Raw genomic sequence first — 20,185 nt, 5'->3', positions numbered from 1 at the left:
TAACTGACGCATCCGGCGCGGCGGTTTCCGCGACCGTCTGCGCGCTCATCTGCGTGTTTATCTGCGTGTTCATCTGCGCGGCCGTTCCCGTGGCGGCTGCGGCAGCAGGCATCTCGGGCGGACCGGCAGCGGCGGCCGGGGCGGCATCGCCCATCAGTTGTTTCAGGGCCGCCTGATAGGATTCCAGGCGGTCGGCGACGGAACCGGCGGGAAAGCCGGCCTGCGCCTCCAGCCGGTGTGCAAAGTCTCCCAGCGCATCGGGATCGTCCGGCACGTCATCCAGCATGGTCAGCAGATTCTCGGCATGGGTCGGGCTCATGCCCGCCTGTTGCAGCAGGATGGAAGGGGGGGCCGCCAGATCGTTGCTCAGGGCGCGGAGTTCCTGATCGCCTCCCGGCCCCATGAGCCGCAGCATCTGCGACATGGAGTCGGTAAGACTGTCCGACGGCTGCATCAGCGAGGAAAACCGTGCAAGAAAAGCGTCGCTGGCGGCCTGCCATGATGCGGCATCGGCATGGAGCGTGGGATCAGGCAACTCCAGATCCAGCGCGCCATTGACGGCGGCGATGCGCTCTTCGGAAAGGCCGGCCTGCCGCAATTGCTCTTCCAGCGGCGGCGGAGGCGTGTTTTGCACCTCCTCGACCGCCGCGCACAATGCCGCGAGACGCTGTTTGACTTCTTCCGTCTGGGCCGGCGAAAGCGGGGGCAGACCGGCCTGAGCCAGCGCCGCATCTATCTCCGGCAGACTTTCCGCCAGATTGGCCTGAAGGTTCGCCGTCATCTCCGCCGCCGTGGGGAGGGGAGATGCCGCCGCTTCGTCCGCGGCGGCCGTGGCGGACGCCGTGGAGGCGGTCATGCCGGCGGCAGTGGCGGCCGCGGCTGTTGCCGCAGCCGCTTCCGGCCGGGGGACGACCGGGGAGGGAGCGGGAGCCGGCGGCGTGGCCTTGGGCAAGTCCCCGGCCGGCGCGGGCGGCGGGCTTGTCAGGGTTTCGGGGTGCAGCCGGAAGCGTACGGCGGCAATGTCGGACGGCTTTTCGTCCGCGCAGGGGACAAGGGCATGCCAGCAGAGGAGCGCCGTGTGCTCCCCGGGGAAAAGCCAGAGCGTGTCCGCGGCGACGGCATGGGCTTTCCAGTCGCTTTCGCCCGCGCGCAGCACATCCAGCCGCAGACGCGCGCCGGGCAGACGGATGTTGTGTTCGGGGATCTCCGGTCCGAAGGCGGAGAGAAAGATCTCCTCATCCCCGCGCAGGCCGTCGGGCAGACGCTGCTGAGGCTGGGCCTCGTTGAAAAAATGCCAGTCCGCGTCATCGGGCAGTCCGGGCCAGCGTGTTTGCAGCCAGCGGCCATCGTATGTGCCCATGTTTTTCATGCGGCAGGGCCACGGGCCCAGCGGCAGCGGGCAGGCGGGCGCGCCGTGCGCCAGAGCGGGATCGAGGACGAGCGGCGCACGCTTGTCGCCCAGGGGATTGCCTGCCGGGTCAAAGGCCGTCATTTCCCAGCTCAGGGGCACGGGGCCTCCCTCCGGCGACGGCATGACCAAAAAGCGACGCCGGCTCCTGCCCACCCGGATCTCCACCACGCTGCCGTCGCGGGTTCGCGGCGTCACCGCCCCGGCCAGCAGCCATTCCGCGTCCTGCTTGGGGATGCCCGCATCAAGCCGGCAGCCCGGCGGCAGGGCGGACATGGCGGCGGCCAGCGCGGCCTCGGCGGCCAGGGCTTCCCCTGTACGCAGATCGATGCCCAGCAGGGCGCTTAAGGCGTGATGCGGCGCGCCTCGCCAGTCCAGCGGCTGTGCGGCGCAATACAGCGTATCCGGCTTTTCTATGTCCATGAGGCAAGGTCCTTTCGATCTGTTGCGCGAGCCTGCCGTACCGTGACCGTCGCGCGTCGGCGCGTCTCGCCAAGAAAGAAGCCAAGGCGGCTGTTGCGCCCCAGCGCGACCCGTTCGGCCGGTCCGGGGGAAGGATGCAGCACGAGTTCGCAGTCCAGCGAATGCCGCACATAGCCCCGCACATGTTCCAGGATGCGCCGGCATGAGCGGCCGCCGGGCAAGAAGTCGTTGATATCCTCCGCACGGACGGCCATGAAGTGGATGCGGAACAGGCCCGTGCTGTCGCGTACTTCGCTGCCGAGCACGGCCGTTTTCCCCAGCGCGGCATTGACCATACCCGGACGGCACCGCTGTTCCGGGGCGATGGCGACGCGCCGTTCCACGCATTCCTCCACGCGGACGTCAGCACGCCGCAGCAGGGCGACAAGCGAGCGTTGCAGACGCAAGGCCGAACGGTGACGGCAGACGAGCAGCTCCGTCATGGCCACGGGCGGCATGTCCGGGCCGTGTTCCGGGCGGCTCATGAGGCAGTGGAGCAGATGCGCCGCCGGAAGATCCCGGTTTTCCGCCAGACGTCGCGGCAGGCGGTTCTGGCGCTCCGCCGCATACAGCAGATGGTAGAGGCGGTTGTTGAGGATATCGAGGAAATCCCGGCTTACGCTTTCATCATTGCGGGCTTCCTCCAGGAGCTCTTCGGTATAGAAGGTCGGCAGCGGCCCCATGGTGCCGTACAGCCCCAGCAGGGTGGTCGTCAGCCGCCATGCCGGCGGGGGGACGGGCTGATCGCCTTCCGGCGTCTGCACGTCCACGATGTCCGCCGCGGGAAAGGCCAGGGAAAGATGCGGCCGGATCTGCACATCCCGGGCGAACGGCGGCAGATGCGGGGCGTCGGCATGGGCGCGTTCCAGCAGGCGCAGCGCCTGCCCGAGCGTGATCTCCGGCGCATGCTCGCGCAGCAGGGCGATCAGATCAGCGGGCGTGTGCCCAGATGCGGCGTCCATGACCATGATCCGTATTCGTTCGCCAGCCTGGCATGCAGCTGGGTATAGTTGTTGAGCAGGGAAAATTCGGCGAGCAGGTCGTCCAGCGCCCCGCAGAACAGGTAGGCGTCCCCTGCCGAGGTGAATCCTTCCCGCCGCAGGGCAAGGCGCAGCTCATAGCCCCGGAAGAGCCGGCCACGAAAAAGGCGTTCGGTCGGCACGGAGGAGAATTCGCTGATGGCATCGCAGCGGCGGCGGTTGGCCAGAAAAAGTTCCTGAGCGCTCTCCGGCGGCGGCAGATAGAGCGCGAGCAGATCGCGCAGCGCCCGGGGCGAGGCCAGCGAGAGCAGGTTGGCATTGATATGCCCGACAAAACGCCAGAGCAGCGATTCGTCGGCGGGCCGGGGCAGGGTAGGCGTGGGGGCGAGTATGTTGCGGAAGGTCGCCAGCGCCGGGGAGCTGTCCGTGCTTTCGCAGATGTCTCCCACTTGCAGCTGGGCCGGCTGGGTCGTATTGCAGCAGCGCAGACGCAGGGCCAGCGTGTACGGCTGCGTGCTCAGGACCTTGTCGGAGCGGTACAGGGGCATGATCAGGTGTTCCGGCTGTCCGCTGACGGGGGATGGCCGGCAGCGCAGCTGATAGACCCCGCCGTCTTGCTGCGGATCGCTGTTTTCGAACGTCGTGAACTCCTCCGTGCGGCCGCCGGCAAAGAGGGCCGTCGCCTGTTCCACGGAAAGGATGTCCAGCGAGCGGCGCACGCCGTCCTGTGGGCGCAGGACGTATTCCTCCTGCATATGGGTGATGTTGACCGGCTCGGAGGCGACACGGCAAATGTTGCTGGCGGGAAAGACGTTGAGCAGGAAGGCGTCGTCCCGGAACGTCACGCCGCGGACGGCCTCCCCCCGCAGATGGAAGCGCAGTTCGTATCCTCCGGCTTCGTCGGGCAGCGGCAGGCGATCCAGACCGTGGAGCTGGAAGAAAAGCAGCTGCTGTGGCTGGAGGAAGTAGCGGTGCAGCGTCATGTAGGCCCGGGCCAGTCCCCGTCCGGCCGCAAGACGCCGGTCGTGGGCGGGAAGGACGGCCGGCTTCAGGGCGCTGGCGTCGAGATGCCAGGAGCGCTTGCCGGCCAGAATCTCCATGCTGACCAGCCCCTGCCGCAGCGCATAATACTGCTGCACGGCTTCGGCATAGGGGGCCGCCAGATGCAGGCGCAGGGGCGTCGACCCCAGCGCGGCAAGGGGGATGGCGCTGCGCAGATGCAGGGACAGGATGCCGGTGGTGTCATTATGCCGGTCAAAGGCGATGTTGAGGACCTGCATGGGCAGCAACGCCGCATCGTCATCCAGCGTATAGAGGCAGGGAACGCCGTTGACGGGGCGGGAAGCGAGTTCCGTCCCGCGACGCAGGGACAGGAGCTCGCGCACATCCGCACGGGGGGCGAAGGCCATGAGCGTCGTGGACGGGGTCGGCAGGACGGCATGGGGAAAGGTCAGCCGCAACAGGGTTTGCAGCAGTTCCGGGGCCGTCTGGTCCAGCCGTTGCCGGATGCGCCCGCAGAGATAGGCCACGCCCTCGAGGATGCGCTCCACATCGGGGTCCGAGCCGGGCTGCATCATGGGGGCAAGCGCGGGGTAGCGCCGTCCGAAGGCCTGGGCGTCCTCACGCAGGACGGAGAGTTCTTTCTGGTAGTAGGTATCCATGCTGTCTCAAAAAAAGGCTTCCTGTTGCGTGCGCCGCGCCCGTTCCTGTGCGGCGGCGGTCTCGTCGAGATGCTGCTCGTCCTGTTGTTGCGCGACGGCGCTTTTGTGCAGGGCGGCGGGATCTTCCAGCCGCAGCCGTGCCGTGCCGCGCGTGTTGGTCATGGTCAGGCGCACGCCCCCGGCGAACTGACGCGCGTAGTTGCCGAAGCCCGCCCCCACGGGGTCGCCCTGCCGCTGCATGGGCCCCAGGCCGAAGCGCTTTCTGGCCGCGGTATAAAAGGCCTCCCCCGCGGGGCCTTCGATCTCCCAGGCGGCGACGCGGCGTTCAGGGCCGCACAGCCGGATGTCCGTCCGGCGCATGGCCACATCCGGCGAGACGTGTTCGAAGCGCTCCACGACGCAGCCCCCGTCCAGGAGCATCTCCCGCGAATGGTAGCCGGCCTCGCGCATGCGGGCATGCACGGCGGACGCCTGATCGCCCAGCCGGATGCCGAAAACGGCTGGCGCGGGCGGTGGTGCGTCCGCCGCCTGGACGGGCAGGGCGGTGGAGAGCCAAAGTACGCACATCATGCCGCAAAAGCGGGATTTATGTTCCATGCGACATCTCCTCCCCAAACAATGCCTGCATGGCATTGGCCATGTCGCTTTCCGAAAACTCCGTATCCTGCTGGCTCTCAAGCTGCGCCGTCTCCCGGGCGGACTCTTCGCCCCGCGCGGTGATGGTTGCGCTGACGCCCGTTATCTTGATGGCTCCGTTGCCGAGCGTCAAAATGCCGTCCTTTGTACCGGCGATCTGGTTGCCGGAGACCTCTATATCCGCCAGCGTAACCTTGCCCGTCTGGGGTTCCAGGGAAATGCCCGCGTCGGAACAGACGACTCTGGATTTTTTTCCGGAAAGAGCGGCCTGTCCATTCGAGAGGAGCAAAAACGCCTCCGGTACGGTGAGCGCCGCAAGGCTGTCCTTCATGGCAAGACGCGCCGTCGGCTTTTGCCCGTTGGCGGGCTTGCAGGTCACGGAAAGGCAGGAGGGGGCGAAGGCCGCCTGCGTGACGGCGGCGTTCTTGGCCTGCGTTTGGCTGCGCAGGACGATCTGACTCTGTTGATCCCGCGTTCCCAGCAGCAGGGCGATCTTTTTCGCGTTTGTCGTTTTCCGCAAGGTGACGGTGGCGGGCCCGCTGGTAAAGGTGAGCTGCCTGTCGGCCGTGATGCGGGCATTTTCCTCGCTGCGCTGGTAGGACCAGCGGTTGCGCCTGAACTCCAGTTCCGTGGTGTCGGCAAGGAAGGTGGCCCGTTTGCGGATGTAGTCGCCGCGTTGCGGCGTATCATCTGTCTTGATGTGCCAGCTCAGCGCGTCTATTTCCCGCATGAAGTCCGTGGCATGGGCGTTCGTGGCGACCTGCACGCCCCAGCTGTTCGCCCCGTCCATTCCCTGCCCATAGGGGGAGATCACACCGATATCCTCGGTAGATCTGTCCGAAGCCGCGTATTGTTCTTGTGCCCCCATGGCCTCTGTCGTCAATGTGGCGTCAGCGCGCGGCAGATCGCGCGTGTTGCGCAGCATGCCGCGCTGGGCATGCATGGCGATGGCATCCTGTGCCGTCATGGTGATGTTGCGGTCCTTGGCGCGCAGCAGGATACCGCCGAGGCGCTTTTTCTTGAGATACCCCCTGTAGAACAGGATGAGCGAAACGATCTCAGGGATGAGCCCTCCGGCCGTTTCCACGAGATAGGAGCGCCCCGCCGTATTTTTTTGGTTATCGTAATAGTTTTCGCCTTCTTCCTTGATATTTTCATCGGTGCAGAAGTTTGCGTAGGTACTTTTAAGCGTTTGGCGGCAGTTTTCCAGATTTTCCTTTGTGCCGCTTTTCTTTGCCGCTTCATCTTCCGTGTCGCCAGGCCGGGGAGCGCAGGTCCCGATGGCCGTCTCAAGCTGGCCGTCCACGGTCTCGTATTTGCTGCAGGCTTCGGACGTATCCGGCTGTTCATACGTCGCATAGGTAGTTTGGTCCGCTGCGTAAAGCGCCGCCATGGCGCTTCTCAGGGCATCGATGTAGGAATCTCTTTTTTCGTCGCTCGCGTCGGCGGCCTTGCTCTTCTTGGCGACTTCTACGCTATTGCTGGCCAGGGAGCCCAGCCGCGCGCTGAAATAGGGCAGCGCGGCGGAAAGCATCTCGCCGCTGCTGGGGGAGACCTGCAACAGGGTCTTGGCAAGGTCATCCTGCGCCAGCATGGCCCCGCCGTAGGCCAGCGGAGGGGTATCAAGCCCCACGAGCAGGTCGCCAAGCGCATTTAGCGCCGTGGCAAGCGTCTTGACGCCGCTGGCCTCCCATTTCAGTTTGTTCTCGTCCTTCTTGCAGGCGCCGTCGGCCAGGGTGTCCATGACGGACGAGGCGGTGCTGCTCAGTGCCGCGATGAAGGCAGGCCAGTAGGCTTTATGGTCAAAGCGGTATGCTCCGCTGCTGGTCTTGAAGCCACTGAACTGGGACAGGCCGAAGCTGGCCAGCTGCGTAAAGCCTGTCCCCGCCGCCTCGGCCAATTGCCCGGAGTGGAGCAGGGCGCTTTCCGTGGAGCCGGCGGCGATGGTCAGTCCGCTGCCCGTCGGCGTGGAGAGGGATATGCCCTGCTTCTTGTCCGTATCATTGATGGTGATCTGGTTGCCGCCGGGGCTGCGCAGGCCCTGGAAGTTGGCGTTGCCCGCGCCGGAGATGCTGCCCGTCTCGCCGTTGGCCAGCGCGCCGCCGATGACCGGCAGATCGGGATTGCCGTCCACGAAGGAGACGAGCACTTCCGTCCCCGGCAGCAGGGGCAGGCCGAGGCCGCTGTCCTTGCCCACCTGCGCCTGGGCGCGACGTATCCAGCAGCTTGCGTTACCGCCCGACCGGCCGGACACGTCGAAGGGGAAGGTAAGCTTGTAGCGGCCGTATTCGTCCATCTCCGCCCGTGCCCCGCTGCTGTCCCCGGCCACAAAGGCCCGCAGCACGCCGGGGATGTGGGTGCGCGGCGCCGTGCGCGCCGGGCGGTAGGGCACGTCCGCTTCCATGCAGGTAAAGGTATTGCGGTAGTAGAGGCGTTCGCCAGGCTCGCGCAGGGGGATGCCCAGACCCAGGGACAGGAAGGCGTCCTGCCGGCCTTCATGGGTGATTGTCGTCACCAGATAGTCACGATTGAACGGCTCGCCGTAATGACGCTCCAGCCGGAAGATGCGGCCCGGCCGCAAGACAGGCGCTGAGCTTGCGCCATGGAAGAGGCGGCCCCGGCAGCGGAGCTCCTGCGCGCGGATGGCGGCCAGACGATTGGCCTCATTGTCGTTTTCCACATATTCGTTGCTCAGGTAGACGTCGCCAAGGCCGTTGGCGTCCACATCAGCCATGCCCACCACCGGCTTGTTGGGATTGCGCCAGTCGTAACTGCGCAGCACCACCCGGCGCGGCAGCGGCGTCTGGGTCAGCGCAAAGGAGACGATGACCTCCTCCCGCAGATCGCCTTCCAGCCCGGACGCGGGCGAGTAGGAAAGCCGCGGCGCATCAGCCGTGGAATGGGACTGCGGCGCATCGGCAAAAATGACCGTATCCGTGCCGTTCTTTTCCTCAAAATAAAAATAGGCCCCCTGCTCCTCCATGCGCCAGCACATGTAGTCATAGAGCGTTTCCTGATACTGCATGGCGAATTCGGGCACGGGATAGTCCTGGGCCGTCAGGCGGAATTCATGAGGGAAGCTGAAAAAGGGCTGCGAGGCCATCAGCTCGCGCAGCACGTCTTCCAGCTTTTTGTCCAGAAAAATGGCGCTTTGTCGTATCTGACTCAATTTCCAGAAGGTCGGGCGCAGCCGTACGGCATAGTAGGCATAGCCGTTGAAAAAGCCCCGCTGCTCCACCGCCGCGGGATAGCCGGAAAAGACGGCGGGATCGGCGTCGCCATCCCGCATCACCTCAAAGCGGCAGGGAGAGGCCAGCAGCGCCCCGGTATCCACGGCGGCATCGGCGCAGACAAGATCGATCTGGAAGTCGAAGAGCCGGTGCAGCCCCTCTTCGCCGCGAAAGCCGATGACGTGGAAAGGTTCCTTGTCCTGTGCCGGAGAGAAAAAACGAAAACGCTCAGTGAGAGGGGAGGCCATGTGGGATCCTTGAGGTCGGACACGAGAGGAAACGCCCCGACCGGACGCGATGGTCAGGAACAAGGGCGGCACATTGGGTCAGCCGGCCCGCGGGACGACGGCGGGGCGCAAGCGGCGGGCGGCATGGACGGCATGCGATGCCGGCTCATGCCTCCTGCTGCGGGTGGAGCGAAAGCACGAAGAGTTCCGCCGCGTCCTCGCCTGGCAGCGGACCGAACACCAGGGCATCGGGCAGGCCGTCCAGCCGGACGAAATAACTTTCCGCCGGAGAAAGGTGATTGCCTGTGCCCCAGGCGGTAAATTCCCTTCCTCCCGCGGTGAGCCGCACCCCCCGCAAGGAGTGATGCAGGGTGCAGCGCTGCGGGATGACGCCGGCCGGGCCGACGCCGTGCGCATCCGGCGCGCAGCCGCTCGCGCCGAGCAATACCCCCTCCCACGGGTCGTCAGTGGGGCCGCATTCCAGCCAGAGGCCGAGGCCGGGCCGGGCATGGAGCGCAAGCCGGTAGGGCGGCGTGCCGACCGTGCCCGGCGTGAACAGGCGGGCGATGGTCTTGGCGCCGATCCCCCGCACCACGATGTCGGCGTCTTGCAGGGGCGTGGGCAGGGGGGGCAGATCGCCGCCGGACGGCGCAAGCAGTATCGGCAGGGCGGTCCCTCCTGTCTGCTGCCGCGTGGCCCGGGCGGCCAGGGCGGCCAGCGCAAGGCCACGCAGCATGTCCGGCCGGGCAAAGGTACGGGCTTCACCGGCGATGAGCCAAGCCCCGTGATCGGGCTGGCAGACCTCGGCCAGCAGGGGGGCCAGGGCCTGCACATCCTGGTCGTGCGTCCAGAAATGGGCCCGGCAGTCGGCGCCGAGACGGGAAAGCTCCTCACCCAGCGTGCTGGCCAGCGCGGGATTCTCTTCCAGCAGGGTCAGCAGGACGGCGGGACGCTTGCTCATGCCGAAGCCTCCTGTGCGGCGTCCGCAAACAGCATGACGAGTTCATTCTCCTGGATGTCCAGCCGCACATGCTGCGGCGGGCGCTCCTCGGCCATGTGCGCCAGGATGCTGCGGGCCAGGCGGGGCAGGACGGTGCCGGCGAGCACATAGTCGATGTTGCGGGCGCCTGTCTCGGTCTCCGTGCAGCGGGAGGCCAGCCAGCGGGGGACCTCGTCGCTCCAGGCGCAGCGCATGCCGTTGTTGGCCGCCAGACGGCGGGCCAGCGCCCCCAGCTTGAGGGCGGCGATGGACTCGAGGGCCGCAGGCCCCAGACTGACATAGGGGACCACGCGCATGCGGGCCAGCAGCGCCGGTTGAAAGTGTCGGGAAAGCAGCGGTCGCAGGGCCGCGGACACGACATCGGCCGCCGGGGGATCGTCCGGGTCCTCGCAGAGGGCCTGCGTGATCTCCGAGCCGAGGTTGGAGGTCAGCATGATGACCGTATTGCGGAAGCTGACTTCGGTCCCTTCGCCGTCGGTCAGCGTCCCCTTGTCGAAGACCTGATAGAACAGCTGCATGACATCGGGATGCGCCTTTTCCACCTCGTCCAGCAGCACGACGGAATAGGGCCGCCGGCGCACGGCCTCGGTCAGCAGGCCGCCTTCGCCGTAGCCCACATAGCCGGGCGGGGAGCCCACAAGGCGGGAGACCGTATGCTTTTCCTGAAATTCGCTCATGTTGACCGTGATGACGGAGCGCTCGTCCCCGAAAAGGGCATCGGCCAGGGCCAGACCGGTCTCCGTCTTGCCCACGCCGGACGGCCCCACCAGCAGGAAGACCCCCAGCGGCTGTTCCGGCGCGCGCAGACCGGCCTTGCCTGCCTGTATGCCTTCCACCACGGCCCGCAGCGCCGCCGTCTGCCCCTGGATGCGGGCGGAGAGCGTGCGGTCGAGGTCGGCGATCTGGGCGGCCTGATCCCGTGCAACCTTGCCCACGGGGATGCCCGTCCAGTCGGAGACCACCTGCGCCACCACGTCGGCCGTCACTTCCACGCTGACCAGCGGCGAGCCGGCCTGACGGGCGGCCAGCGCCTCGCGGGCGGCCCGCAGGGCCTCGCCGGCGGAGGCGGCATCCCCGTCCGTCGTCGGGCCGTCGTCCGAAGATCCCGTCGCCTCGGCGGCGCGGGCGGCGCTCAGGGCGGCGCGGGCATCCAGAACGGCCTGGGCCAGATCCTTCTCCTCCTGCCAGCGGGCCTCCAGCGCCGCGGCTTCCGTCGTGGCCGCCGCTATGGCCTCGCGCAGGGCGGCGCAGCGATCGGCATCCACGCTGGCGCCCTCGGCGGCATCGCGCTCAAGGGCGTCGAGCTGGCGGCGGCAGGCCTGTGCCCGGCGCTGGGCATCTTCCAGCGGGCCCGGCCTGGCCACGAGGGAGACCTTGACGCGGGCGCAGGCCGTATCGAGCAGGTCAACGGCCTTGTCCGGCAGGAAACGGCCGCTGATGTAGCGCCCCGCGTAATCGGCGGCCGCCTGCAGGGCCTCGTCGCGCACCAGCACCTTGTGGGAGGCTTCGTAGCCGGCGCGCAGGCCGCGCAGGATGAGGGCCGTCGTTTCCACCGAGGGCTCATCCAGCCGGACGAGCTGGAAGCGGCGGGCCAGCGCGGCATCCTTTTCAAAATATTTCTTGTATTCCTTCCAGGTGGTGGCGGCACACGTACGGATCTCGCCACGGGCCAGCGCGGGTTTCATAAGGTTGGCGGCGTCCGCCCCGCCGGCCCCGTTGCCCGCGCCGACGAGCAGATGGGCTTCGTCGATGAACAGGATGATGGACTTTTCCGACGCTCGGATCTCGTCCAGCACGCCCTTGAGGCGGCGTTCGAATTCTCCCTTGACGGACGCGCCCGCTTCCAGCAGACCGATGTCCAGCCCCAGCAGGGTCGTGTCGCGCAGGGTCTCCGGCACGTCGCCTTCACTGATGCGCAGGGCAAGTCCTTCCATGACGGCCGTCTTGCCCACGCCGGGATCGCCCACGAGGATGGGATTGTTCTTGCGCCGCCGGGCAAGGATGTCCACCATCTGCCGTATCTCCTGATCCCGGCCAAAGACGGGGTCCAGCTTCCCGGCGCGGGCCTTGGCGGTGAAGTCCTCGCAAAAGCGGGCAAGAAAGCTCTCGCCGCCCTGCGCGGCCTCGCTCCGGGCGGCAGCGTCCGCATGTCCCGCGGGCAGGCAGGCGTCCGCTTCGCAGGAATCCGCGGTCAGGCGGGCGAACTCCCGCAGGAGGGCGTCCCCGTCAAGGTCGCGGAGCAGGGCGGGATAATCGCCCTGAGCGTAAAAACCCGGCCGCCGGAGAAAGGCCAGCAGCACGCCGCCGGAGCGGATGGCCGTTGCGCCCAGATCGACGGAGGATACCAGCCAGCCGGCCTCCAGCACGTCCTGCAACGTCGGCGAGAAGACGGGACGCCCGGTATTGCCGCTGCGCAGGAGGGAAAGGCTGCGTTGCAACTCCCGCTGGAGAACGGCCTTTTCGATGCCGGAACGCGTCAGGATCAGGGCTGCGTCGCTGCGTTCCTCCTCAAGGCAGGAGAGCAGGAAGTGTTCGACCGTCACCTCATACTGCTCACGGTTGACGGTAAGGCCCGCCGCGGCATGCAAGGCCTGCGTGCACAGCGTATCGCACCTGTCGATAAGCCCTTTCATATCAACGCCGATCATGGAAACTCCTTGCTGCCGACCTGATCCGTGAGGCAGCGCACACGGGCAGCATCCAGGCGTGCGCCTGTCTGTCCGGGCCGTCCCGTTGCGCCAGCCGCGAGTCCGCTCTTTCTTCCTCTGTAGGAACTCTTCCCGATGGCTGTCAAGTCTCAAAGTGATACGGAAAGCCGGCGTGCCGCCATGCGGCGGGGCCGCATCACGGAAGGGGAGCGCCGGGCCGAACGGCGATGACGGCTTTACGGCCGGGCCGCGCCATGCTATGGTGGAAACGATGCGCCGTCTTTGTCGCCGGCCCGCTATCGACCCCTTTCCCGCACGCAAGGATCGTCATGGACATCAGCGCTTTCATCCGACAGGTTCCCGATTATCCCAAGCCCGGCATCCTCTTTTACGACATCACGCCGCTGCTGGCTTCCCCCGAAGCCTTTGGCGGCGTTATCGAACGGATGGCCGACGCGGCACGCCCCCTGCGCCCCACCATGATCATGGCTCCCGAGGCCCGGGGTTTCCTGCTGGCGGCGCCCCTGGCCCTGCGTCTCGGCATCGGCCTGGCTCCCGTCCGCAAGCCCGGCAAGCTGCCGCGCGCCGTTTTTTCCGTCAGCTACGACCTTGAATACGGCTCCAACGCGCTCTGTCTGCACAAGGATGCCCTGCACAAGGAGGATCGCGTGCTGATCGTGGATGATGTGCTGGCCACGGGAGGCACCATCGGGGCCATGCTGGAGCTGGTGCGTCAGAGCGGCGCCACCGTTGCCGGCTGCTGCATGCTCATGGAGCTGGACGCCCTCAACGGCCGTCGCGTGCTGGATGGCGTGCCCCTGTCCGTGCTCCTGCACGTGTAGGCTCCCTCCTTCGGCGGCGATCGCCGCAAACGCTCCCGCTCAGGATGAGGCCGCCCGCCGCCTCATCGCCTTCGGCGTCCTCTCCCGCCGCACTCCGGGATTGCCGGCGCGCCGCACGCTCCCTGCACCGCCAGGGCCTGTTATCCGCTTTTCCCATGATTTTCGCTTGTTGAGCATATCTGCATGCGCTCTGCATACTTGCTGGAGGGCGCATGGCGCATGCTCCGCCTCCTTCCCGGCACGGGCGCATAGGGGAAAGGATGGTGCGTCAGGACACCACGCACATTTGCCCGCACACGGGATACGCGAAAAGCGTTCAGGGCATGCGCGCATGGCCTGCCAGAGACTCATAGGGCTTGTCGTCACACAGGCGTACTTCTCCGGCGGCATGCGGCCGGAAAAAGCTTTTGCTTATGTCGATATGCTCGGAACGTATCCCGGCAAGATCGGCAAGCGAAGGGAGGAGGTTCTTCATCCAGACAGGCTGCCGCAATATGGCGGGAGTCAGCATCTCAGCATGCTCACGCAAAAAATCTTCTGATGTCCATATGATCATGGGAATATCGTAAACTATCGTCGAATTGAGTCCACCGCGCCCAAAATGGTCCCTGAACTCAAAATTTTCTTCCCCATGATCGGAAAAATACAGCACAAAGCCGTATCGTCCGCTATCCTTCGCGGCATCTATGATCCTATCAAGAAGATGATCGGTATAATATATCGAATTATCGTAGCAGTTGATGCGCTGTGCGGCAGATATTCTTTTTCCTTGTGGGATATACGGCTTGTCGCGGATGACATCGTCTGATGTGAATCGGGCGAACTCTTTTGGGTATCTGTCGCAAAAGTCGACATGCGATCCAAGCAAATGGATGAATATCGCCGTCGGCACATCATTCTTTTTTATGGCGTCGATCGCTTTTGCAACAATGATTTGATCATATTGGGCATACTGTCCAAATTTTGATGCGTGGTATTTCCATTCGATATTGTTGAACAGATAGCCAAGAGCAGTATCATGGCGTCCGCCTGCGGGCTGGTTGGAGTAAAGCTCCGTGCGGAATCCCGCTGCCACAAAAAAATCCGCAAGGGAAATTTTTTTGCCATCGGCAGTGTCCACGGCAAGGCTGCTGGTCAATGACATGAGTGTGGCGGAAGATGTTGCGACGGCATCCTTGAAGACGAATACATTATTTTTTTTGCTGATCAGCGGCGTCGTATCCCGTTCATATCCATAGAGTCCCCAGTGGTGACGCGTGGCGGACTCACCGATAACGATTATGTATAACGGATTTTTGTCCATATCACGGCAGGCGGCGGTGAATGCTATGCTGTCCGTATACTTTTTGATGTCTTTCATCGACGCAATGACATTTTGGTATCTGACATAGTGTATAGGGATCGCCGATTGCTGATATTTGCTCAGCAATTCCGCAATATCCTTATATTTATAGAGGCCGACAGCAAGCAGGAGCGCAGTGATGCAGACTACAAAGGGGATATTCACCCTCTGTCTGCTGTATCGCAAGCTTTTTTTTGTGACAATAATAAATACTGAAATGGAGAGGATGATAAGCGCTATCCCCATAATGGAAAAGTTTGATTTTATCCATCCCCAATTTTCATGAATATTCTCTTGCGAGAAGGCTTCAAAAATAACGAAGAAGCCTTCATTCGCGACAGGAACACCATTCAGGGCGGTATGATAGATCAAAAAAATATTGATAAACGAAAGATATGCCGCTTGGATCACGACAAGCGTCGTGAACAGCCTGCCCCGAGCGATGGAAAGGACGAGGATGAACAAACTTGCAGGGCAGATCGCTGTCAAAAGATATTTTATGGCGTAATTGGGATACGAAAAGGCCGAGATCAACGTGATGCAGAACGTAAAATACAGACAGAATAGCGTGACGGACAGTATTTTGCCCATGCCTGTTTGGTGCAGGACCTGCCTTATGGAGGGGAATCTCATGTGTACTCTCCCGGGAGCTTGTGGGGGTGGATACGGGATCATATATACCCGCTGAATTCAGCAGGTACAGGAAGGAGAGGGGGCGTGTCAAGTCAAGCATTTCAGGGTGTTGACGTGTAACATAACCGCTGAATTTAGCGGGTAATTTTTTTGGCCGAACTGGGCTAGCATCGTAAGATGAGCAAGAATTCCCCGCCATGCCCTTTTGGCGACATGCTGGTGTCCCTGCGTAAGGAACGCGGCATAAGCCAGTATGCCCTTGCCCGCACCTCCGGCATCAGCGAGCGCTACCTGAGTTATCTGGAACACGGCGTCTTCGAGCCGCGCGCGCGGACATTGATCCGGCTGGCGGATGCGCTTGCCATCGCTCCCGGGGAGCTGTTTGCCCTCTATGCCGCCCGGCTGCGGGAACAGGGGCTGGAGGAGCCGGAACAGACGCGCTCCCCCCGCCCCCGCTGATCCCGTCAGCGACGCGCCCCCCGCATGGCGGACGCGCCGCGCGATCCTCCCTACTCGTTATTGGGGCCGAAGGGCAGTTGCTCCACCAGGTGCGCCGCAAACCTGCTTTCCGCTTCCGCCTGCGCGGGGAACGGCCCCTGGCGGGGAAAGACCAGGCGCTGCCTCGGCTGCGGCGTCATGTGCAGGTAGGCTTCTTCCAGCGCGCGTTCCCGTTGCGCCTTGTGCAGCATCTGCCGCCGGGAAGGGGCGCGGCAGGGCAGGGCCGCGCTGACACAGCGGCCTCTGTGGGCCGTCAGGATCCCCTGCAAGGCATCGTGCATGGCTTGCACGCTGACCCGCCCCACGACACGCCGCCCGGCTGCGGCATCAATCCTGACGAGCAGCCCCTCGCCCCTTCTGTAGGCGGTCAGCGGCGTCTGGTCGTGCATATCCGCCAGCCGCTGGGTCAGCGGATCATCCGAATAAAAGAACACGCGCACATTGAAATTGTTCAGCATGGCCTCCACGGCTTCGGCATCGTGGGTGCGGGCCACCAGCGCCGCCACGGACTGTGTGCCCATGATGCTGATATTGCGGAACTCGCGGTTGCGGGCCAGAAAGGAGTTGTCGTTGTACTGATCCAGCCTGTTCACTGAAATGAAGTCCTGCGCTTCATCAGTGATGCAGAAGGTGTACTGGCCCTCGGGGAGCTGGAGGCCATGCGCGTAAACGGAGGCGTAATAGTCCCGTAGCAGCGTGCGGGCCAGCACGGCGCCCAGTTCCCCGCAGTCCGCCGCAAGGCGCAGGACGACGATCTTGCGCTGTCGGTGAATGGCCCGGGCCATGTTTGGCGCCGGCTTGCCGGGCGCAAAGAATTGATCCATGAGATTGCGCGACTGATGCAGCAGTTGCAGGGTCGTTCGGATGACGCCAAGCCGATACCCGACCTGCTCCTGCCATGTGGTGTGCATATCCTTGGGCACTCCTTCCGAGATGAAGTGGAACTGATCACCCTTGATGCGCTTCACCAGATCATGTGCCTCGGGGTCGTCCTCGTCCTGGATGCTCCGGCAAAAACGCTTCAAGCAGTCACGCGCGTATTCCTCATCATTCATCAGACGCTCCAAAACGCACAGATGCATGGGCAGCTTTCCCCGTTCGGCCATCATGTGCAGCATGAGCAGGGCATCGACGACACAGCGCAGGCCGCGCAGGTGGAAAGCTCTGTTGTGATCATCCGGCGCGGCGCTGCATGACATGAATTGCTGGAGGATGTCGTGCATGCGCTGGGCGGACGCGCCGGCAAGAAGGTTGACCTTGCGGGCCTGCGGGCTGGTCCCCAGTTCGAGGATGTCCCGTTTCCGACCGTGAGCGCGGGCAATGGCACGGATCTGATCGGTGAAATTGCCCTTGATGTCCACGACGAAGCCCCCGAAGCCCGCCGCGATGAGCCGTTCCGCCGCGGGCAGGATGATGGAGGCGGTCTTGCCGCTGCCGGTCGTGCCCAGCACGAGGCAATTATGGCGGGCGTCCTCGAAATTGACGACCTCGCCGTCGTCGAACTGGAGCAGGGCGGCAGGGTCGTGGGCTCGCTGCGGCGTGGCGGCAGGGACGGGGTGCGGCGTGGTCAGGAAGCCGATGCGACGTTCGCCGGAGGTGTTCGTGGAGATGGATGCCATATGTCCTCCTGTTGTAATATTATTTATAAAAATAAATGTCGCCCATGACGGGCCAGCGACCGTGACGCGTCGCTGCTGTTCACGAAGCAAACCTAGCCAAACAGCGAGACTGTGTAAAGTAATTTTATTTCTACATAATGAATATTTTTAATAGTTTTATTAATACTATTTTTTATAAAAAATATAGCAAGTAAATTTAATATGTTATACGATAGTCTCGAAGAGGCATACCTGTCCACGGCCTGTGCGGCGGCTGGCAGTGAAGGGAAAAGGTGGTGAAAAGGAAAGCGCTTGTGCCCGGGAGAAAATTTTTCTATAATTGCCATTATTATTTTGTGAGGCTGCTCAATGGAAGTCCCTCTCCAGGCTCTGGCCGAGCTCCGTGTCGGCTATCCCTTTCGCACCCGCGTCGTTCCGGACCCGCAAGGGGAAACGGCGATCGTGCAACTTTCCGACCTCAGCGGCGAGACGCTGCACACGGACAAGCTGACCCGCGTGCATCTGACGGACGTCAAGCCGCATTTTCATCTTCGCCGGCATGACATCCTTTTTCGTTCCCGGAGCATGGTCAACGACGCCACGCTGCTGGATGCGCCTCCCAAACTGCCGTCGGGGGTGAAGCGCCTTGTGGCGGCCGCTCCCATCATCATCATACGGCCGCGGCAGGTGCTGGAGGCATCCATCCGCAAAAAGCTCGACCTTCCTCCCACGTCGCCAGCCGCTTCGGCGGCCTACCTGCACTGGCTGCTCAACCATCCCCGGACGCAAAGCCAGTTGCGCTCGCGCAGCACCGGCGACAATGCCGAGGTGCTTCGCAAGGGCGACCTGAGCGACCTGCCCATACCCCTGCCGCCGCGTGAAGCTCAGGCGCTGATCATGGAGACGGCGGCCCTGCTGCATCAGGAGCTCCGCTACCGCCGGCAGCTCATCGAGGACCGGCGGACGATGGTGGAAGATGCGCTGCTCCACCATGCCCGGCACATCGATACGGCCTTTTATGAACGGTCGCAGGATGCGCCGGACATGCCGTCCCTGTGCGAGCAGGAGGAAGAAGGAGACGTTTCGTGCAGCGACGTCGCGCCGGAACCGCCGTTCAGGCCGGATGCCCGCACGGCCGCGGCTGAGCTGGAAACGCTCATGGCCGATCTTGCCGACGATACCGGCATCTGCCCGTAAGGAGCCGCGTATGGACACCCCTTTCGTCACTCTCCCCGGCAGTGAGGAATACCGCCAGTGGCAGCGGAGCGTCAGCGCATGCTGCGCCACGGCGCATGACTGGTTCGACGCGCATCCCTGCACACGCCGGTTCGGGGAGGCCTATGCCTACCTGAGGGAAGTGGAGGCCACGCTAGGCTTTTTTGCGCTCTCGCAGCTCTGCCCGCCCGGTTTTTTCCACAAGCTCATCCGGCAGATCGACACGCGGCAGGCTTCCGCTCCCGCGCGCAACGCCGATGCCGAACCGCACGAACCGTGGGAGGAGGCCGAATGGCCCCTGCTGGCCGTCCTGATCCGCACGGCGCTGGGCCGCCGGCGGGACTGCCTTTTCTGCCCGGCCCACCTCCCCGACCCGGCAGCCCTGCGCGCCCGGCTCGCCGCCTTTGCGGACATGCCCCTGCTGGACCGGGATCTGGCCACGCATCTGCTGCTGGACAAACTGGCCGATCATGCCGTTTCGCGCGGCAAATCCCTGCCACAGCCCATCGTGCCGCGCTGGCTCGCCCGCCTGATGATACGCCTTGCCGCTGTCGCGCCCGGAGAAACGGTGTGTGATCCCTCAATGGGCTACGGTAACCTGCTGGCGGAGACAGCCCTCACGCTGCCGGTGGCCGAGCGTCTGCGCTGTTCCGGGCAGGGCGGGGATTCACCGCTCGGCATCCTGCTGCCGTATCTGAGCGGGGTGGTCGCCCTCACAAGCGATCCGCTGGCCGACCTTCCGCCCGAGCGCGGCATGCCGGACTATGCAGCCTCTTTTTCCCTTGCCGACAGGGTGCTTTGCGGCTCGCCCGATCCGGGACAGGATGTCGCCATCAGCGCCGGGACAGCCGCGAGGGACGACGCCATGCACATCGTCTACCGCCATCTCAACGAGCTCGATCTGGACAACGGACGCGCCGTGCTGCTGGCGCACATGCGCCTGTTGTTCCGGGAAGATGAGGACGCCGCTCGCCGGAGCGATCTGGTCAGCAGGAACCTGCTGGATGCCGTCATCCTGCTGCCGGGCAACATCATGCTGGGCGATACCACCGCCCGCGCCCTGCTGCTCTTTGACCGCCGGCGCAAAGCCGGGGGCGTCCGACAGGCGGAGGAGGACATCTTCATGCTTGACCTGTCAGGCTGGGGCCGCCGGAGCGGGATGCAGGTTCAGCTGGATGCCGGGGAGCTGGAAAAGATAGCGGCGTACAGGGAACGGCGGGAAGAAGTGCCCGGCATCAGCCGCCGTGTGCCGCGCGCGGAAGTGCTGCGCCATAACGTCTGGCTGCCCGCCCGCTATTTGGTGCAGGCCGCGCCAAGCTCCAGTGAAGGCATCCGCCGGCTCGCCGGTCGGCGCGCCGCCATAGAGAACGACCTGCATGCGGTGGAAAGCAGGGTGGATGCGCTGCTGGACAAGCTGGCGGCCATGCGCCACCTGGCATGAGCGCGTGGAAGGCGGCAGGGGGGAAGGGACGGCAATAGACGACGCTTACCTCCGCTTACCTCGTGGACCAGAGCACCCGGAGCGGCCCTGTGGGGAAAAAGATCTCAGAAACATTGCCGCCAGTTTTGGCTCCAGCCCGGCGGCCATTTCAGGGGAACGCAGCCGAAACGGCGATCATATCCCCAATTAGGGTCTGTCAACACAAATTTTGCAAATGATTTTACCAGATAAGACATGTAAACTGTACACGCTCCGCTTGCCTTGGGGGGCTCGTGTCCCTGACGTTCCCCCGGCAAACGCGCGTTGGGGGCGAGATGGGGAACCTGGGGAAAAGATGACGAGAACGCCTTTTCCCGCTCCGCTG

13 protein-coding genes are annotated in these 20,185 nt (G+C 64.2%); 4 read left to right on the top strand and 9 right to left on the bottom strand.

All coding sequences use genetic code 11. The features are described 5' to 3' along the window. The 7 genes from Q0J54_RS04965 to tssH all read right to left on the bottom strand — a co-directional run. Window positions 1-1,831, bottom strand: a 1,831-nt coding sequence (locus Q0J54_RS04965) for a DUF2169 domain-containing protein (RefSeq protein ID WP_296304336.1), incomplete at its 3' end; no start/stop codon positions are given. Continuing rightward, window positions 1,822-2,832, bottom strand: coding sequence for a type VI secretion system baseplate subunit TssG (gene tssG / locus Q0J54_RS04960; RefSeq protein ID WP_296304335.1), 1,011 nt, complete (start codon window positions 2,830-2,832; stop codon window positions 1,822-1,824). The genes tssG and Q0J54_RS04965, both read right to left, overlap by 10 nt. Beyond that, the gene (gene tssF / locus Q0J54_RS04955) at window positions 2,796-4,511 is read right to left on the bottom strand and encodes a type VI secretion system baseplate subunit TssF (RefSeq protein WP_296304333.1); all 1,716 of its coding nucleotides are present in this window, start codon (window positions 4,509-4,511) and stop codon (window positions 2,796-2,798) included. Before tssF ends, tssG begins: the two co-directional genes overlap by 37 nt. Window positions 4,512-4,517: 6 nt before the next feature. Further along, window positions 4,518-5,108, bottom strand: coding sequence for a hypothetical protein (locus tag Q0J54_RS04950; protein ID WP_296304332.1), 591 nt, complete (start codon window positions 5,106-5,108; stop codon window positions 4,518-4,520). Further along, complete coding sequence (locus Q0J54_RS04945; protein WP_296304331.1) at window positions 5,098-8,625, bottom strand: type VI secretion system Vgr family protein; 3,528 nt, start codon at window positions 8,623-8,625, stop codon at window positions 5,098-5,100. The genes Q0J54_RS04950 and Q0J54_RS04945 overlap by 11 nt, the downstream gene beginning before the upstream one ends. A gap of 145 nt (window positions 8,626-8,770) precedes the next feature. Beyond that, window positions 8,771-9,565 carry a hypothetical protein gene (locus Q0J54_RS04940; RefSeq protein WP_296304329.1) on the bottom strand — a complete coding sequence of 265 codons (795 nt, stop codon included), beginning with the start codon at window positions 9,563-9,565 and terminating at the stop codon, window positions 8,771-8,773. Continuing rightward, window positions 9,562-12,252 carry a type VI secretion system ATPase TssH gene (gene tssH, locus Q0J54_RS04935; protein WP_296304327.1) on the bottom strand — a complete coding sequence of 897 codons (2,691 nt, stop codon included), beginning with the start codon at window positions 12,250-12,252 and terminating at the stop codon, window positions 9,562-9,564. The genes Q0J54_RS04940 and tssH overlap by 4 nt, the downstream gene beginning before the upstream one ends. A 329-nt stretch (window positions 12,253-12,581) precedes the next feature. Between tssH and Q0J54_RS04930 the strand changes: the two genes are divergently transcribed. Continuing rightward, a complete protein-coding gene (locus Q0J54_RS04930; RefSeq protein ID WP_296304325.1) occupies window positions 12,582-13,094 on the top strand; it encodes an adenine phosphoribosyltransferase in 513 nt (170 codons plus the stop codon). A 316-nt stretch (window positions 13,095-13,410) separates the two neighbouring features. Here Q0J54_RS04930 and Q0J54_RS04925 read toward each other — a convergent pair whose 3' ends face one another. Continuing rightward, window positions 13,411-15,069: a phosphoethanolamine transferase gene (locus Q0J54_RS04925; RefSeq protein ID WP_296304323.1), complete on the bottom strand. Its 1,659-nt coding sequence runs from the start codon at window positions 15,067-15,069 to the stop codon at window positions 13,411-13,413. Between the two features lie 177 nt (window positions 15,070-15,246). Between Q0J54_RS04925 and Q0J54_RS04920 the strand changes: the two genes are divergently transcribed. Next, window positions 15,247-15,528: a helix-turn-helix transcriptional regulator gene (locus Q0J54_RS04920; RefSeq protein WP_296304321.1), complete on the top strand. Its 282-nt coding sequence runs from the start codon at window positions 15,247-15,249 to the stop codon at window positions 15,526-15,528. A 50-nt stretch (window positions 15,529-15,578) separates the two neighbouring features. On the opposite strand, the gene Q0J54_RS04915 is transcribed toward Q0J54_RS04920, so the two are convergent. Next, window positions 15,579-17,186 (bottom strand): hypothetical protein, encoded by a 1,608-nt coding sequence (locus Q0J54_RS04915; protein WP_296304318.1) that lies wholly within the window; start codon window positions 17,184-17,186, stop codon window positions 15,579-15,581. Between the two features lie 348 nt (window positions 17,187-17,534). Between Q0J54_RS04915 and Q0J54_RS04910 the strand changes: the two genes are divergently transcribed. Beyond that, window positions 17,535-18,362: a hypothetical protein gene (locus tag Q0J54_RS04910; RefSeq protein ID WP_296304316.1), complete on the top strand. Its 828-nt coding sequence runs from the start codon at window positions 17,535-17,537 to the stop codon at window positions 18,360-18,362. Window positions 18,363-18,372: 10 nt separating this feature from the next. Beyond that, window positions 18,373-19,821: an N-6 DNA methylase gene (locus Q0J54_RS04905; protein ID WP_296304314.1), complete on the top strand. Its 1,449-nt coding sequence runs from the start codon at window positions 18,373-18,375 to the stop codon at window positions 19,819-19,821. Window positions 19,822-20,185: the final 364 nt, after the last annotated feature.

Origin of the sequence: uncultured Desulfovibrio sp. (genome assembly GCF_944324935.1) — a bacterium.
GTDB lineage: Bacteria > Desulfobacterota > Desulfovibrionia > Desulfovibrionales > Desulfovibrionaceae > Desulfovibrio.
The sequence above is the reverse complement of the archived record's forward strand: the minus strand, read 5'-3'. Positions and strand labels throughout refer to the sequence as shown.

What these genes read in the sequence shown, in the direction of transcription:
- tssG (WP_296304335.1), bottom strand. Translation starts at nt 2,832, where the DNA reads ATGGACGCCGCATCTGGGCACACGCCCGCTGATCTGATCGCCCTGCTG.
- tssF (WP_296304333.1), bottom strand. Translation starts at nt 4,511, where the DNA reads ATGGATACCTACTACCAGAAAGAACTCTCCGTCCTGCGTGAGGACGCC.
- Q0J54_RS04950 (WP_296304332.1), bottom strand. Translation starts at nt 5,108, where the DNA reads ATGGAACATAAATCCCGCTTTTGCGGCATGATGTGCGTACTTTGGCTC.
- Q0J54_RS04945 (WP_296304331.1), bottom strand. Translation starts at nt 8,625, where the DNA reads ATGGCCTCCCCTCTCACTGAGCGTTTTCGTTTTTTCTCTCCGGCACAG.
- Q0J54_RS04940 (WP_296304329.1), bottom strand. Translation starts at nt 9,565, where the DNA reads ATGAGCAAGCGTCCCGCCGTCCTGCTGACCCTGCTGGAAGAGAATCCC.
- tssH (WP_296304327.1), bottom strand. Translation starts at nt 12,252, where the DNA reads ATGATCGGCGTTGATATGAAAGGGCTTATCGACAGGTGCGATACGCTG.
- Q0J54_RS04930 (WP_296304325.1), top strand. Translation starts at nt 12,582, where the DNA reads ATGGACATCAGCGCTTTCATCCGACAGGTTCCCGATTATCCCAAGCCC.
- Q0J54_RS04925 (WP_296304323.1), bottom strand. Translation starts at nt 15,069, where the DNA reads ATGAGATTCCCCTCCATAAGGCAGGTCCTGCACCAAACAGGCATGGGC.
- Q0J54_RS04920 (WP_296304321.1), top strand. Translation starts at nt 15,247, where the DNA reads ATGAGCAAGAATTCCCCGCCATGCCCTTTTGGCGACATGCTGGTGTCC.
- Q0J54_RS04915 (WP_296304318.1), bottom strand. Translation starts at nt 17,186, where the DNA reads ATGGCATCCATCTCCACGAACACCTCCGGCGAACGTCGCATCGGCTTC.
- Q0J54_RS04910 (WP_296304316.1), top strand. Translation starts at nt 17,535, where the DNA reads ATGGAAGTCCCTCTCCAGGCTCTGGCCGAGCTCCGTGTCGGCTATCCC.
- Q0J54_RS04905 (WP_296304314.1), top strand. Translation starts at nt 18,373, where the DNA reads ATGGACACCCCTTTCGTCACTCTCCCCGGCAGTGAGGAATACCGCCAG.